Origin of the sequence: Sediminibacterium ginsengisoli, from assembly GCF_900167075.1 — a bacterium.
GTDB lineage: Bacteria > Bacteroidota > Bacteroidia > Chitinophagales > Chitinophagaceae > Sediminibacterium > Sediminibacterium ginsengisoli.
In genome coordinates this window covers 242,969-258,139 of sequence record NZ_FUWH01000001.1, presented here as the reverse complement: position 1 = coordinate 258,139, position 15,171 = coordinate 242,969, and the positions used below count along the sequence as shown (strand labels likewise).

Here is a 15,171-nt window from a genome sequence, read left to right as displayed (position 1 = left end):
ACGAAGATAAGTAAGAAGGATGAAGAATGATGCGGAATTCAGCGGGGAAACCCTAGATGCTGTCCGGAAGTATGCTTTTTTCGGTTTCAGCCAGTGCTTTTTCCATGGCTTTTTCAATGGCGGTGAGACCTGCGGCTGCTTCGTTCCATTTAACTGCATCGATCCCGCTGTTCGTTTTTTCAGTTGCGAACCAGAGCAGTACCATGGCTACATAATCCTGCATATCCTTTCCGGCCAGGCTGCCGCGGAATTCGTTGATCTTGTCGTTGATGAGGGCTGCTGTCTTGCGTACTACTTCCTCATCAGCCGCCTGGATCTTCAGCCGGTAGCTGCGGTCTGCAATCACAATATTTACGGGTATCAGTTCTGCCATAAGGTTATGCATTCAGGAGCGCCAGGCATTTGTCTATTTCCTTCAGGTAGCCGTTGATCCTTTTTTCAAGCTCCGCTTTTTCTTCCGGTGTCCGCTGTGCTGCGCCCAGTTTCAGGGCATCTGTCTGCTGCTGCAGCAACAGGATCGCTGCATCTTTTTCTTCGCCCGATAACTGTGCTTTTTCCAGTTCTTTTTTCAGCCGCTGGTTATCCTTCAGCAATAGCTGTTGCTGCCTCAGTAATAACTGGAGCTTGTCGCTTATGCTTTTTATCCGGATTTCCAGGTCTACCATGGTTCTAAGATACTGCTATCATTTATATTATTTCCCGTTACACCTATGACTTCCGGATCTCGGCACCCAGCTCCTTCTCGAAACTTTGTACCAGTTTGGCGGTCATGCCATCCACTTCTTTATCGGTCAGTGTCTTTTCCTCATCCACAAAAGTAAAGCTGATTGCCACCGATTTTTTACCGGCGCCTAATTTATCGCTTTCAAATATGTCGAACAGGCGGGTTTCTTTCAGTTTGGGCAGTTTCAGTTTCTGCACAGCTGCCGTGATGGCCTCATACGTAGTGTTTTTATCTACGATCAGGGCCAGGTCGCGCTGCATCACCGGAAAACGGCTCACTTCCTTATATACGATCCTGTTCTTTCCGGCAGCTTCCAGCAATGCGTTCATGCTGATATCCACAAAATAAACCGCCTGCCTGATGTCAAAAGCCTGTAGCTTTTTGCGGGATACTTCTTTAAGAATACCTATCTGCGCTTTCCCGTTCAGGATCGCGAGCGCATCTTCCTGTTTTACTAATTGCACGTCTTTCAGACCACACACCGCTAACATGGCCGCCAACACACCTTTCGCACTGAAAAGATCATGCGCTGCCGCTTTCAGACGCCAGCTGTCTTCTCCTGATTTACCGGTGAGATAAAGGCATAAATGCTCCTCTTCCGTATAATTTCCAGGCCCGCTGGTAGCATAGGTTTTACCATATTCGAATAACTGCAGATCGAGGTTTCGCCTGTTGATATTGTACGCGATCGCTTCAAGCCCTGTTTCCAGCATCGACGGACGCATTACATCCAGTTCGGCACTCAGGTTATTGATCATTTTCACCGTATGGGTGAGCACCGGCTCTTCAAAATAACGGCTGTTGGTGATGGAATTGGTGAAGATCTCCACGAATCCCCTTCCGGTAAGATAGTTGGCTATTTTCTCTTTCACTCCTTCTTTTACTCCCATCTGGTCAATGGCCGGGCTGATCGTAATAGCCGAAGGGATTTCGATATTATCCAAACCATCGATCCGCACTATTTCTTCTACGATATCGGCAGGAATAGAAATATCAGGCTTACTGTATGGTACTGCCACCCATAATTCGTCCAGGCCTTCCTTTACAATTTCAAACCCGAGGCTGGTAAGAATGCGCTTCACTTTGTCCGGATGATAGTTTTTTCCGCTCAGCTTTTTAAGATAATGATATTTGATCGCCACTTCTGTTTTTGGCTTCGGATCTGGATATATATCTGTTACATCGCTGGATAATTGTCCGCCTGCGATCTCTTTGATCAGCATGGCTGCACGCTTGAGTACCTGTACTGTTGCTGAAATATCCACGCCTTTTTCAAAACGTGTTGCTGCATCAGTGCGCAAACCATGTTTAACAGAGGTTTTCCGGATGCTTACCGGTGCAAACCAGGCGCTTTCCAGGAATATATTCACCGTTTTTTCAGTTACGCCGCTTTTCAGACCGCCAAAAACACCGGCGATACACATCGGTTCCTCCGCATTGCAGATCATCAGGTCTCCTGCGCCCAGTTTTCGCTCTTTTTCATCGAGTGTAACGAATGGTGTTCCTTCTGGCAGATTCTTTACAATTACCTCACCGCCGGTGATCTGATCTGCATCGAAAGCATGGAGGGGTTGTCCTGTTTCGTGCAGGATGAAATTGGTAATGTCTACGATATTATTGATGGGACGAAGACCAATGGATACCAGCCGGTCTTTCAGCCACTGCGGCGATTCCTTTACGGTTACACCGGAAATACTGATACCCGCATAACGCTGGCAATCCGCTGCATTTTCGATCGTGATCCTGATCGGCAGGCTGTTATTATCCGCTTTGAGGCCGTTGGTAAACGGGGTTTTGGACCTTGCTTCTTTCTGGTGATGTGTCAGGTATGCGCATACATCCCTGGCTACGCCGAGATGACTCATCGCATCCATCCGGTTAGGTGTAAGGCCTATTTCATAGGTCCAGTCCGTGTAAGGTTTAAAATAATCAGCCGCAGGTGTACCAGGCACGAGGTCTTCCGGCAATACCATAATACCTGCATGGCTGGTACCGAGACCCAGTTCATCTTCGGCACAGATCATCCCGAAGCTTTCGGTACCGCGTATTTTAGTCACTTTCATGGTCAACGGGTCGCCGGAGGAAGGATAAATGGTTGTACCTACCGTAGCTACCGCTACTTTCTGGCCGGCAGCAACATTAGCTGCGCCGCATACAACCTGTATAGGTTCAGCAGCACCGATGTTCACACTGGTGATTTTGAGTTTATCGGCATTGGGATGCTGCTCACAGGTAAGCACTTCACCAATCACCACACCTTCCAGTCCGCCGCGGATGCTTTCATAACGTTCCAGGCTTTCCACTTCCAGTCCGATCGAGGTCAGTATTTTGGATAATTTCTGCGGATCGATCGTTTCGGGGAGATATTCACTCAGCCAGTTGTAACTAATGGTCATAATTGCTTGCTCTTTTCGGGCGTCAAAAATAGGTGATAAAATCTGGATGTGGTGCGGCCATCTCCGGAACCTGCGGTGGGCCTGGTTTTGCACAAAAAACATCGTTTTTCACAATTCATTAATTACGCTTTTTCTGATTCCCGGCCCCCTTTTTGTTCATAATTCTTTGTACACAGCACCTTGTGCATTACCTGTGCCGGAAGGCGGAAAACTTTTGATTTTGGTGGATAACAGTGGTAAATTGTGTGAATGGAGACCTTACAGGTGTGAATCTGGGTGTGAACTGCTGTGGATGAATATTGGACGAAAAAAATTTTCAGAACCCGATTTCTTAACCCATATTCGCTCCCCCTTACCTGCGCGGTAACAATTCCGTAACATTGGCCGCCGCCGGAAAAAGGGCACAAAGAGACCGCTAACCAAAGATCACAGAACGTACCATGGACCTGACAAGTTTGAATAAAGACCGTAAGAGAAGAAAGACCAGTGTAGACCTTAGCACAATGGTATATGGGAAAATACCACCCCAGGCCAAAGAACTCGAGGAAGCCGTTCTGGGTGCTATTATGCTTGAAAAAAGTGCATTCGATACCGTTACAGAGATCATCAAGCCGGAGTGTTTTTACGTAGAAGCACACCAGATCATTTACAAAGCTTTTCAGGGACTGCAGCAGAAAAGCATGCCGATCGATATCCTGACAGTGGTGGAAGAACTGAAAATGCGCGAGCAGCTGGATGCGGTAGGTGGCCCTTACTACGTTACCAAACTCACCAACTCCGTGGTTTCCACGGCCAATATTGAAGCGCATGCCCGTATCGTGCTGCAGAAATTCATCCAGCGCGAGCTGATCCGTATCAGCAGCGAGATCATCGGCGATGCATATGAAGACAGCACCGATGTATTCGATATGCTGGATGAGAGCGAGACCAAAATGTTCAATATCACCAACAATTACCTCAAAAAGAATTTTGACGATATCGGCAATGTGCTCGCCAAGACCATCAACAGGATCGACGAACTGAGAACAAAAACCGAAGATATTTCAGGTGTGCCAAGCGGGTTTAGTTCGCTGGACCGTGTTACCTATGGCTGGCAGCCAACCGATCTTATCATCCTGGCAGCAAGGCCTGCCGTGGGTAAAACCGCATTTGCGCTGAACCTGGCGCGTAATGCTGCATTGCATCCTACCAAACCGATCCCCGTTGCCTTCTTCTCGCTGGAGATGGGCGCCGGCCAGCTGGTACAGCGGATCCTCAGCGCCGAGAGCGAGATCAAAATGGAAAAGATCAGCCGTGGTAAACTGGAAGAACACGAATACCAGCAGCTCCACACCAAGGGTGTTAAAAAACTGGAGGTTGCTCCTATCTTCATCGACGATACCGCAGCCCTCAACGTATTTGAATTCCGCGCCAAAGCCAGAAGACTTGTAAACAAGCATGGTGTAGGCATGATCATTATCGATTACCTGCAGCTCATGAGCGGTACGCCCGACAAGAACGGCAGCCGTGAACAGGAGATCAGTACCATCTCGAGAAATCTGAAAGGTCTGGCCAAGGAATTGAATATCCCGATCCTCGCACTGAGCCAGCTGAGCCGTGCGGTGGAAACCCGTAAGGAAAGCAAGATGCCGCAGCTGAGTGACCTTCGTGAATCGGGTGCCATTGAGCAGGATGCGGATATGGTAATGTTCATCTATCGTCCGGAATACTACGAGATCAACAATAACGAAATGGGTGAAAGTACGCATGGTGAAACACACGTACGTATCGCCAAACACCGTAACGGTTCCCTTGAAACCATCAAGCTCCGCGCGAAACTGGAGATCCAGAAGTTCGAAGAATGGGACAGCAACGAAGGCGACGGGTTCAGCGGCTGGAAACCACTCGGCCCGCCCCCGGCACCAGGCGGCGGCGCACCTGCGGATAACGGTGGCGGTGGAAAATTCTTTATCCAGGGCAGCAAAATGAATGGTAACGATTTTGATTCCGGATTTGAAAACGATGCACCTTTCTAAAACCCTGATCCTGCAATGACGCTTCCTTTTTTTTATGAACCGGACGTAGCCGGTGTATCGAGCCATTTCCAGCTCAGCGAGGATACCAGCAAGCATTGCATCCAGGTATTGCGCATGAAGGCCGGCAGCCTGATACGGCTCACCAACGGAAAAGGTTATTCCTATAACGCAAGGATCGTTGAAGAAGACCGTAAAAAAGCTGTAGTACTGCTGGAAAGTGAAATCTTCGTTCCTCAAAAGCAAAAAAAGATCGCTATCGGTATCTCATTACTGAAGAACACCAGCCGCTTCGAATGGTTCCTTGAAAAAGCGACCGAAATTGGCATCAGCGAGATCATCCCGTTGCTCTGTGAAAGAACGGAACATACCCGTTTCCGTGCAGACAGGATGCAGCATATCCTCGTTTCTGCCATGCTGCAGAGCCAGCAACTATGGCTGCCTGTATTACGCGAACCCATTGCTTATAAAACAGCACTCTCCCGCCCCGATTACCAGCTGAAACTCCTTGCTCATTGCGAGGAAGACAGCAAAAACAACATCGGCGAACTTCCCCCTTTTTCAGACGCACTGATCATGATCGGTCCTGAAGGTGATTTTTCACCCGCAGAAATACAAACCGCACTTGATCTGAAATTCATCCCGGTTACTTTAGGACAAACAAGGCTGAGAACCGAAACCGCCGGTATGGTGGCTGCAACACTGCTTATAAATTCCTGATAAAAGTTCTGATTAAAGCAACAACCGGCACTATAGAACGTATCATTTTCCTTCGTAAATTCCATCTATGAAGCGCAAATTATTTTTTATCCTTCTCGCAGGGATCTTTTTATTTCAGGCATGTAAGAACCAGCGGAAAAGAGGACAGGTACCGAGAGATACGACCGTAAACAAAATCACATCCTTCAATACCCTTTTTTTCGACAGTGCGCAGCTCAGTGCCTTCATCGACAGCAATATTCAATACGAACCATTCTCCGAGCAGTTCGACGATTTCTACAGTCACAGGAACTACGAGTATGCCTGGTTCGATACGGCAGGGCTTACCGAGCAGGCTTATCACTTCATCAACCTACAGCACGATTATATCAGCAGGTCTGGCGACAGTTCTATTTACAACGATATATTACAACGCCTCTACGATACGCTTTCCGCAAAAGGCTCGCTGAATGCCACACATTACGCTTCACAGCTTTCCACGGAACTAATGCTCTCCGGCCAGTTCTTCCGGTATGCGGCAAAAACATACAAGGGAAGCAACCTGAACACACAGGAACTGGGCTGGTTCATTCCCCGTAAAAAAATTGATCTGGCGGCTTTGCTGGATACGGCCGTAAGCACGAAAGACGGACCTGAAAAATTGTTGCAGGCCAGTCCGCAATACAAGAAGCTGGAAGAACAATTCTTTGCCTATACCTCGCTTGCAAAAAATACAACCTGGGACAGTATCCCGACCATAAAGAAAACATTACGCAAAGGCGATTCAGCGGCTGTGATACCGGCGATCAAACAAAGGCTGGTGCTGCTTGGTGATCTTCAGCAGGCAGATAGTACTGAAGTTTTCGATAGTGCGCTTACAGAAGCCGTGCGCTCCTTTCAGCTGAGAACAGGATTATATGCAGACGGGCGCATCAGTGCCAAAACCATCAGTGAACTGAATACACCGCTCAATGACCGGATCAGGCAGATGCTGGTGAATATGGAAAGAATGCGCTGGATGCCGGCTGCAAACGACACCAATTTTATTCTCGTAAATATCCCGGAATACAAGATGCATGTATTCGACAGCGGAAAACAGGTGTTCGATATGAATGTAATTGTGGGAACTGCCGCAAACAATACCGTTATCTTCAGCGGCAAGCTGCAGTATGTGGTGTTCAGTCCTTACTGGAATGTGCCATCGAGCATCGTAAAGAAAGAGATCCTGCCAGCCATGAGCAGGAACAGCAATTACCTTGCGCGGAACAATATGGAGATCACCGGCAAAAGTGGCGGCATTCCGGAGATCAGGCAGAAACCCGGGCCTGGTAATTCACTCGGGCTGGTTAAATTCCTTTTCCCGAACAATTACAATATTTATTTCCATGATACACCCAACCGCGGTCTGTTCAATGAGTCGAGCCGCAGTTTCAGTCATGGCTGCATCCGCCTCGGCGAACCGAAAAAACTGGCAGAGTATCTTTTACGTGCTGATACTACCTGGAACAGCGACAGCATTGATAAAGCCATGCATCTGTCGAAAGAAAAATGGGTACCGCTGAAAAAAACGGTTCCGGTGTACATTACCTATTTTACAGCATGGGTAGACCAGGAAGGCAAGCTGAATTTCAGGAAAGATATTTACGGTCACGACGCAAAAATGGCCGCCAAACTGTTCGCCAACTAATACGCTACGAAACAAGAACGCTTACATTTGTATAAACAGCAGCTTCATGCAGATATCAGAAGTAAACAATAAGCAACTCGAAAAAGATTTCCTGGAAGTGAATGCACTGATGAACAGGCATAACCCCTGTTATATCCGGTCGCTCGACAATGAAGTGAAAGCGGTCTTTGATCCTGCTAAAAATAAAAGTTTCAAATACGGTGAAGCGATACGCTGGGTATTGAAGGACGATAATGGCAGGCTGATCGGTCGCATTGCAGCTTTCACCAATTCAAAATACATCAACAACGGAACGGATTTCCCAACGGGAGGCATAGGTTTCTTCGACTGTACCGACAACCAGGAAGCAGCCAATCTCCTGTTCGATACGGCAAAAGCGTGGCTGCAGGCGAAGGGCATGGAAGCGATGGACGGACCGATCAATTTCGGTGACCGTGATAAATGGTGGGGCCTGATGGTGGAAGGGTTCGACAGTGAACCGATGTACGGCATGTCGTTCAATCCCTCTTATTATGAAGCGTTATTCAATAATTACGGTTTCAAAAATTATTACAACCAGTATTATTACCACATGAATGTGGATGATCCGCTGCCGGCACGTTTTCCTGAACGGCATGCCAAATTCAAGGCCAAGCCGGGTTATGAAGCGAGGCATGCAAAACTGTCTGAACTCGATAAATATGCTGAAGATTTTGTAACGGTTTATAATGCGGCCTGGGCGCAGCACGGGGAAGCCAAGGAAGTGACCAAAGAGCAGATCGTAAAGCTCTTCAACAGTATGAAACCGATCATGGATGAACGCACGGTATGGTTTGCCTATTATAAGGAAGAACCGATTGCCATGTTCATCAATATCCCTGATGTAAACCAGTATTTCAAACATTTCAATGGCAAGATGGGCTTGCTGCAGAAGCTGCGGTTGCTGTGGCTGAAGAAAACGGGTTACTGCAAACGTTTAACCGGCCTTGTTTTCGGTGTTGTTCCAAAATACCAGGCACTGGGGATCGACAGTTTCATGATCTACGAATCAGCTTTGTTGCTTCAGAATAAAGGCTGGTACACGGAATATGAAATGGGCTGGGCAGGAGAATGGAATCCGAAAATGCTGAATATTTATAAAAGCCTCGGCGGTACGCAAAGCAGGCGGATGATCACGTTCCGCTACCTGTTCAACCGCGACGCTGCCTTTGAAAGGCATCCGGAGATGGAATACAAATAATTAATCGTTATAGATAAAGCGTTGCTATTGATCGTATACCGTCAGAGGTTTATGCTAACCGCTTTTCTGTGTATCTTGCATCACTGTTATGGAGAATAAGTTTATCGTTTCCGCCAGGAAGTACAGGCCGCAAAATTTCAATACTGTTGTTGGGCAATCGCATATCACAACAACGCTCAAAAATGCCATCAGGAATAACCAGCTGGCGCATGCGTTCCTGTTCTGCGGGCCAAGAGGTGTTGGCAAAACCACCTGCGCACGGATCCTGGCTAAAACCATCAACTGTACATCGCCCACACCGGACGGCGAAGCCTGCAATACCTGTAACAGCTGCGTTTCATTCGATGCGGGCACATCACTCAATATCCATGAGCTGGATGCCGCGAGTAATAACTCGGTAGACGATATCCGCTCACTGGTAGAGCAGGTACGTTTTGCGCCGCAGGCCGGCAGGTATAAAGTATATATTGTGGATGAGGTACACATGCTAAGTGCAAGTGCCTTCAATGCATTCCTTAAAACACTGGAGGAGCCACCATCTTACGCCATTTTCATTCTTGCAACAACAGAGAAACATAAGATCCTGCCAACGATCCTGAGCCGTTGCCAGATCTTCGACTTCAAACGGATCACCAATAACGATACGGTAGAACACCTGCAGGAAATCGTAGACAAGGAAGAGATCAAAGCAGAGAAAGCAGCATTGCAGGTCATTGCCCAGAAAAGCGAAGGTTGTATGCGCGATTCGCTGAGTATCCTGGACAAGATCGTAAGCTTTACCAATGGCACTGTCACTTACCAGAATACGCTGGAACATCTGAATATCCTGGATGAGGATTATTATTTCAAACTGCTCGAATGTATGCAGCAGCAGGATATGGCAGGTGCTATGATACTTTACGACCAGATCAACCGGAAAGGTTTTGAAGGCGACCTGGTTTTAAACGGTTTTGCAGAATTTATCAGGAACCTGCTCGTTTGCAAAGACCCTAAATCTGCATCATTGCTTGAAGTAGTGGAAGGCATGCAGGCAAAATATACAGCTACAGCCAACAGTACAGGATTATCTTACCTGGTGAGCGCACTCAACATCCTGAACGATGCCGAGATCAATTTTAAAATGGCGCGGAACAAACGCCTTCATGTTGAACTCACACTGATCAAACTCAACTTCCTGCAACAGGCGCTCGAGCTGGCAGCAGACAATGGTACTGTTGTAAAAAAAAAACGGATTGACGGCCCTATAGCATTCCGTAGCAAAGCCGTTGCACCTATACAGTTAAAACAAACTGCAGTACCGGCAGCTACGCCGGCGGCCAGATTATATATAGATCAGCCTGCAGCTGCTGCTGCACCAGCTGCACGACCTGCAACCGCAGCGCCCAAACCTTCAGCAATTGCACCGCCACTGCAGAGACCAGCACCACCACCTCCTCCATCGGGCGGCAAAAGGAACCTGCTGGATGCGCTCCGTGAGAAATATGGTGATCAGTATGCCATTGAAGAAGTAAAAGAGGCCGAAGTACTGAACATGGAAAAATTACAGGCCTGCTGGAAAGAATATGGTGCAATGCTGGAAAAGCAGCAGAAGCACTCTTCAGCCGGAACCTTTAAAATAGCAGTACTCACTATTGAGAACGATATCCGTTTTACGGTTTCCGTTCCCGCACTTACAGCACAGAAATTTGTAGAACAGGAAAGGATGATGCTGATCGATCATCTGCACAAAGCATTCAATAATCGCAGTATTACATTTTCCATCCTGGTAGAAGCTTCGGAAAAAGAAGATGTTCCGGCTTATATGCGCATGAACAGCAAGCAGAAATTTGAACGCATCGCAGAACAGTTTCCTGCAGTGAGAGACCTCAAAGACAAATTGAAACTGGAGATCGATTATTGATCCTGACGATATTTATCAAAGCCGCAGCTATAGTTTGCGGCTTTTTTCATACCCGTTCTTAGCAAGCCACTGCATAACTTTATCGCGCTGGTCGCCCTGGATGATCACTTCGCCGTCTTTTACAGAGCCGCCTGTACCGCAGAAGTTCTTTATCTTTTTACCGAATGCTTCCAGGTCATCTGCAGTTCCGGCAAAACCGGTAACCAGTGTAACGGCTTTGCCGCCACGGTTTTTCGTATCCAGTTTAACGCGGAGCTGCTGTTTAGCCGGCGCAAGTGTTTCCTGTTCCTGTGATTCTTCTTCGCGGAATTGAAAACCGGGATCCGTACTGTATACAAATCCGTTGGCGTCCGCCTTGTTCTTTTTACTCATACCGGTGATTAACAATTAAAGAATAATAGCTTTTAGGCTGAGGTCGAGACTATGTGCCTGGTGGATGAGTCCGCCTACACTCACATAATCCACTCCTGTTGATGCATAAGCTTGTATCGTATCCAGGTTGATGCCGCCGCTGGCTTCTGTTTCAAAACGTCCGCCGATGCGCTCAACGGCTTCACGCACCTGTTCGGGTGTAAAATTATCCAGCATGATCCGGAAGACTTTGCCTTCACCGATCGCACAAACCGTGTTTACATCGGCAAGACTTCTCGTTTCCACTTCTATCTTTAGGTTTCGCTCCGCTGCATAGGGCCATGCTTTGAGGATGGCGGGCTCCAGTCCGCCGCAATAATCGATGTGATTATCCTTCAGCATGATCATATCATAAAGCCCGAACCGGTGATTGGTGCCACCGCCGATCTTTACCGCTTCTTTTTCCAGCAGCCTGAAATTCGGTGTGGTTTTGCGTGTATCGAGCAAGCGTGTGCGGAAACCCTGTAATAAGGTAGTGTATCGGTGTGTCAGCGTAGCAATTCCGCTCATACGCTGCATGCAGTTCAGCACCAGGCGCTCACATTTCAGGATCGTGTGAACGGAAGCTTCCACTTCAAATGCTTTCTCGCCGTTCAGCATGGCCTCCCCGTCCTTTTTAAAAGCAGTAAATGCAGAACCGGGCTCTACTATATTAAAGATCTTCTGCGCTACTTCCATGCCGGCCAGTATACCATCCTGTTTTATCTTCAGCACGGCCCTGCCTTTTTTATCGGCCGGGATACAGCTTAATGTAGAATGATCGCCATCCCCCACATCTTCGTGGAGGGCTTCCGTTACAAGATGCCGTAACTGTTCATCGAAAGATCGTATCATAATACAAAATTAAGGTTCTTGAAAACAAACAGCCCCCGTTTTCAAACGAGGGCTGCAGGTATCTTTTAACGTTTCCTTTTCTAACTGATCCTGATCGTAAGGATCTGGTATTTGCCGTCTTTCGCACGCAGCAACAGGGTAATATTGTAATTTTTATTGTTCCCGGTGAGTTTACCGGTTACATACATCGTATTCCCTAACTGCCTGTCGGAGATCTTTTCAAAAGCTTTAACACCATTTTCTGAGAAAAACGAGCGCAGCAATACGCCGGCCTGGTTACGGCCCATGTTTTTCACCTCATCTTTTTCCATGATCTTCAGATCTACGTAATCATCGAAATAAGACGAAATTTTAGATACGTCGGTCGATTTCAAAGCCTCGATGATCGCTCCGGAATCCTGGAAATAGGTGAACGACATCAGGAAAAGGCTCAATCCCGCTATCAAAAAAAATCTTTTCATGTTCATAAATATTATCTTCTGCTGAAATTGCCAAAAACATGCCAACTTTGCATTCTGAGTGTTGCGCTAAAGTTAATGCCTAATTTCAATTCCTAACAAGTAGTTTTAAAACAATGAGCAGAAAAGTCATTTTAGTTATAATGGATGGATGGGGGCTCGGCAAAATCAAGACCGCCGATGCAATTCAGAATGCCAATGTTCCCTTTGTAAGCTCCTTATATAACAAATATCCGCATACAACCCTGGTTACCTGTGGCGAATCCGTAGGTTTGCCCGACGGGCAGATGGGCAACAGCGAAGTGGGTCACCTGAACCTGGGCGCCGGCCGGATCGTTTACCAGGAACTGCAGCGTATCAATGTTGCTATCCGTGAAGGCGAACTGGCGAAAAACAATACGCTTTTATCGTCTATCCGTTTTGCAAAGAACAATAACAAGCCCTTCCACCTTTTAGGACTGGTGAGCGACGGTGGCGTTCACTCCCATATCAACCACCTCATGGCTATCTGCGATCTTTGTAAAGCAGAAGGCCTTACCGAAGTATATATCCACGCATTTACCGATGGCCGCGATACCGATCCGAAAAGCGGGCTCGGCTTTATCACCACCTTGCAGCAGCATCTCAACAATTCCGTTGGCCGCATTGCTTCCGTAAGTGGCAGGTATTATGCCATGGACCGCGACAAACGCTGGGAAAGGGTAAAACTGGCTTACGATTGTATGGTGAAAGGCGAAGGCCAGAAAGCTACCGATGCCATCGCTGCCATTGAACAGGCGTATGCCGCTTCAGTTACAGACGAGTTCATCCTGCCTACCGTTATCGTGGACGAAGCACAGCAACCGCTGGCTACTATCAAAGACGGAGATGTTGCTCTTTGCTTTAACTTCCGTACAGACCGCTGCCGTGAGATCACCGAAGTGCTTACGCAGACCAATAACGCTGAATTCGGCATGCATAAACTGGCACTGCATTATACCACCATGACCATGTACGATCATAAGTTCACGGATGTGAGCGTGGTATTCGAGAACGACAACCTGAATAATACACTTGGAGAAGTGCTTTCTGCAAACGGTAAAAAACAGATCCGCATTGCAGAAACTGAAAAATATCCGCACGTTACCTTCTTCTTCAGTGGCGGACGCGAAGAGCCGTTCCCGGGAGAAAGCCGCATCATGGTACCATCACCCAAAGTTGCCACCTATGATCTTCAGCCGGAAATGAGTGCTTACGGCATAACCGATAAGCTCATCCCGGAAATTGAACAGGAAACAGCAGATTTTATCTGTCTCAACTATGCCAATACAGATATGGTAGGTCATACCGGTGTATTCAGCGCAGCCATCAAAGCCGCTGAAACAGTAGATGCCTGCGTAAACAGGGTGGTAACAGCAGGACTGGCGCATGGCTATACCATTTTCCTTACTGCAGATCATGGCAATGCCGATTTTATGATCAATGAAGACGGCAGTCCCAATACCGCGCATACGCTGAACCTCGTACCGCTTTTTGTGATCGATAAAGACTGGAACGGTACTGTTCAGAATGGCAAGCTGGGCGATATTGCGCCAACCATCCTGAAAATGATGGATCTGCCCATACCGGCTGAAATGACCGGAAACGTTTTAATCCAGGCGTAAGCCTGACATGTTGAATTGCTATGCTGATCAGGAAAGCCGAATATCTTATTTCAAGCCCTTCATTTGATAAATGTCCCAAGCCGGACAAGCCGGAATATGCATTTATCGGCAGGAGTAATGTAGGCAAGTCATCGCTTATCAATATGTTATGCCGCAATAACAAGCTGGCTAAAACCTCTTCCGCGCCCGGAAAAACCCAGATGATCAATCATTTCGTGGTAACAAGCGCCGCGTCAGAAAAGTCGCCTTCCGAAAAATGGTACCTGGTGGATCTGCCGGGTTATGGCTTTGCCAAAGTGTCGCAGTCGAGCAGGAGAAAATGGGAGCAGATGATCGAAAATTACCTCCGCAAGAGAGAAAATCTCGTGAATGTTTTCGTGCTGATCGATTCCAGGCATAAACCACAGAAGCTGGATCTTGAATTCATCAACCAGCTCGACCTCTGGGAAATTCCTTTTACGCTCGTGTTTACAAAATCCGACAAGGAAAAGCCCGGTGCCGTACAGGCGAATGTGAAGGCATTTTTCGACAAAATGCTGGAAACCTGGCAGTTCCTGCCGCGTTATTTCGTAACCAGCGCCGAAAAGATGCAGGGACGTGAAGACGTGCTGCAATTCATTGCTGACTGCAACAAGGAAGCATTGAGTGAAGAGTAATGCATCTGATCAGTTCACCACTTTATCGGCACAGCAGCTGCTCGCAAAAGCTTCGGGCTTGGCTTTGAACGCAAAACCCATACCCAGGATATAACCCATGGCTTCGCGCAAGGCATCGTTGCTTTTGAACTGTGGATTGGTGTTGATGTCTGCATGAACTTCCATGTCTACATGGTACTCGATGAAAAGATTGCAAAGCTCATAAGCGATCTCGATGCTTTTGGCTACTTCTACCAGCATTCTTTCCTTGATGTGGAATTTCTGCCTGGTCTTTTCATTGTGAATGTACATGAACCCGCCGTTGTGTTCTCTCAGGAAAACGATGACCGTGGCAAATTCGGTGTCTTCTCCTTTTACCTGGCTGTCTGTGCCGATGCACACTTTGAGTTTGGTGCCAGCGGAGGTTTCTCTTTTAATTGCATCTTCAACCGCATCTTTGATAGGCAGCTGAATGGTTTCCCCATTAAATTTTCTCCAGCGCATACGATTTAAGGTTTTTGTAAGTTACCGATTAAATGACTGCCGGGGCGCA

General features: G+C 47.5%; 14 protein-coding genes. 7 read left to right on the top strand and 7 right to left on the bottom strand.

Annotated elements, in window-relative coordinates:
* Positions 1-52 precede the first annotated feature (52 nt).
* From B5D42_RS01270 to pheT, 3 genes are read right to left on the bottom strand one after another with little or no spacing between them, the layout of a single operon-like run.
* A complete protein-coding gene (locus B5D42_RS01270) occupies positions 53-373 on the bottom strand; it encodes a cell division protein ZapA (RefSeq protein WP_078829963.1) in 321 nt (106 codons plus the stop codon).
* A 4-nt stretch (positions 374-377) separates the two neighbouring features.
* Positions 378-665, bottom strand: coding sequence for a hypothetical protein (locus B5D42_RS01265; RefSeq protein ID WP_078829605.1), 288 nt, complete (start codon positions 663-665; stop codon positions 378-380).
* Positions 666-708: 43 nt separating this feature from the next.
* Positions 709-3,120 carry a phenylalanine--tRNA ligase subunit beta gene (gene pheT / locus B5D42_RS01260; RefSeq protein ID WP_078829962.1) on the bottom strand — a complete coding sequence of 804 codons (2,412 nt, stop codon included), beginning with the start codon at positions 3,118-3,120 and terminating at the stop codon, positions 709-711.
* Between the two features lie 440 nt (positions 3,121-3,560).
* On the opposite strand from pheT, the gene dnaB reads away from it, so the two are divergent.
* The 5 genes from dnaB (at position 3,561) to B5D42_RS01235 (ending at position 10,637) form a co-directional block, all read left to right on the top strand.
* Positions 3,561-5,135, top strand: coding sequence for a replicative DNA helicase (gene dnaB / locus B5D42_RS01255; RefSeq protein ID WP_078829604.1), 1,575 nt, complete (start codon positions 3,561-3,563; stop codon positions 5,133-5,135).
* Between the two features lie 15 nt (positions 5,136-5,150).
* Entirely contained in the window at positions 5,151-5,852 is a 702-nt protein-coding gene (locus B5D42_RS01250) for an RsmE family RNA methyltransferase (RefSeq protein WP_078829603.1), read from the top strand.
* 67 nt (positions 5,853-5,919) lie between these two features.
* Positions 5,920-7,518, top strand: coding sequence for a L,D-transpeptidase family protein (locus B5D42_RS01245; RefSeq protein ID WP_078829602.1), 1,599 nt, complete (start codon positions 5,920-5,922; stop codon positions 7,516-7,518).
* A 46-nt stretch (positions 7,519-7,564) separates the two neighbouring features.
* On the top strand, positions 7,565-8,737 hold the full coding sequence (locus B5D42_RS01240) for a hypothetical protein (RefSeq protein ID WP_078829601.1): 1,173 nt from the start codon (positions 7,565-7,567) through the stop codon (positions 8,735-8,737).
* Positions 8,738-8,825: 88 nt separating this feature from the next.
* A complete protein-coding gene (locus tag B5D42_RS01235) occupies positions 8,826-10,637 on the top strand; it encodes a DNA polymerase III subunit gamma/tau (protein WP_078829600.1) in 1,812 nt (603 codons plus the stop codon).
* A gap of 27 nt (positions 10,638-10,664) precedes the next feature.
* Here B5D42_RS01235 and B5D42_RS01230 read toward each other — a convergent pair whose 3' ends face one another.
* The 3 genes from B5D42_RS01230 to B5D42_RS01220 all read right to left on the bottom strand — a co-directional run bounded on the left by B5D42_RS01230 (position 10,665) and on the right by B5D42_RS01220 (position 12,343).
* Positions 10,665-11,009 (bottom strand): translation initiation factor, encoded by a 345-nt coding sequence (locus B5D42_RS01230; RefSeq protein ID WP_078829599.1) that lies wholly within the window; start codon positions 11,007-11,009, stop codon positions 10,665-10,667.
* Positions 11,010-11,024: 15 nt separating this feature from the next.
* Positions 11,025-11,882, bottom strand: coding sequence for a carboxylating nicotinate-nucleotide diphosphorylase (gene nadC / locus B5D42_RS01225; protein ID WP_078829598.1), 858 nt, complete (start codon positions 11,880-11,882; stop codon positions 11,025-11,027).
* A gap of 80 nt (positions 11,883-11,962) precedes the next feature.
* Positions 11,963-12,343 carry a DUF4783 domain-containing protein gene (locus tag B5D42_RS01220; protein ID WP_176112869.1) on the bottom strand — a complete coding sequence of 127 codons (381 nt, stop codon included), beginning with the start codon at positions 12,341-12,343 and terminating at the stop codon, positions 11,963-11,965.
* Positions 12,344-12,456: 113 nt separating this feature from the next.
* Here B5D42_RS01220 and gpmI point away from each other — a divergent pair, with 113 nt between their 5' ends.
* Entirely contained in the window at positions 12,457-13,983 is a 1,527-nt protein-coding gene (gene gpmI, locus B5D42_RS01215) for a 2,3-bisphosphoglycerate-independent phosphoglycerate mutase (RefSeq protein ID WP_078829596.1), read from the top strand.
* Positions 13,984-14,003: 20 nt separating this feature from the next.
* Positions 14,004-14,639, top strand: coding sequence for a ribosome biogenesis GTP-binding protein YihA/YsxC (gene yihA, locus B5D42_RS01210; RefSeq protein ID WP_078829595.1), 636 nt, complete (start codon positions 14,004-14,006; stop codon positions 14,637-14,639).
* Positions 14,640-14,648: 9 nt separating this feature from the next.
* On the opposite strand, the gene B5D42_RS01205 is transcribed toward yihA, so the two are convergent.
* Positions 14,649-15,122: a ribonuclease H-like YkuK family protein gene (locus B5D42_RS01205; protein WP_078829594.1), complete on the bottom strand. Its 474-nt coding sequence runs from the start codon at positions 15,120-15,122 to the stop codon at positions 14,649-14,651.
* Between the last annotated feature and the right edge of the window lie 49 nt (positions 15,123-15,171).

Bases quoted from the DNA above. Each gene is read 5' to 3' on its own strand.
- B5D42_RS01220 (WP_176112869.1), bottom strand. From the start codon at position 12,343: ATGAAAAGATTTTTTTTGATAGCGGGATTGAGCCTTTTCCTGATGTCG.
- B5D42_RS01245 (WP_078829602.1), top strand. From the start codon at position 5,920: ATGAAGCGCAAATTATTTTTTATCCTTCTCGCAGGGATCTTTTTATTT.
- dnaB (WP_078829604.1), top strand. From the start codon at position 3,561: ATGGACCTGACAAGTTTGAATAAAGACCGTAAGAGAAGAAAGACCAGT.
- pheT (WP_078829962.1), bottom strand. From the start codon at position 3,120: ATGACCATTAGTTACAACTGGCTGAGTGAATATCTCCCCGAAACGATC.
- yihA (WP_078829595.1), top strand. From the start codon at position 14,004: ATGCTGATCAGGAAAGCCGAATATCTTATTTCAAGCCCTTCATTTGAT.
- B5D42_RS01265 (WP_078829605.1), bottom strand. From the start codon at position 665: ATGGTAGACCTGGAAATCCGGATAAAAAGCATAAGCGACAAGCTCCAG.
- B5D42_RS01230 (WP_078829599.1), bottom strand. From the start codon at position 11,009: ATGAGTAAAAAGAACAAGGCGGACGCCAACGGATTTGTATACAGTACG.
- gpmI (WP_078829596.1), top strand. From the start codon at position 12,457: ATGAGCAGAAAAGTCATTTTAGTTATAATGGATGGATGGGGGCTCGGC.
- B5D42_RS01250 (WP_078829603.1), top strand. From the start codon at position 5,151: ATGACGCTTCCTTTTTTTTATGAACCGGACGTAGCCGGTGTATCGAGC.
- B5D42_RS01240 (WP_078829601.1), top strand. From the start codon at position 7,565: ATGCAGATATCAGAAGTAAACAATAAGCAACTCGAAAAAGATTTCCTG.
- nadC (WP_078829598.1), bottom strand. From the start codon at position 11,882: ATGATACGATCTTTCGATGAACAGTTACGGCATCTTGTAACGGAAGCC.
- B5D42_RS01270 (WP_078829963.1), bottom strand. From the start codon at position 373: ATGGCAGAACTGATACCCGTAAATATTGTGATTGCAGACCGCAGCTAC.
- B5D42_RS01205 (WP_078829594.1), bottom strand. From the start codon at position 15,122: ATGCGCTGGAGAAAATTTAATGGGGAAACCATTCAGCTGCCTATCAAA.
- B5D42_RS01235 (WP_078829600.1), top strand. From the start codon at position 8,826: ATGGAGAATAAGTTTATCGTTTCCGCCAGGAAGTACAGGCCGCAAAAT.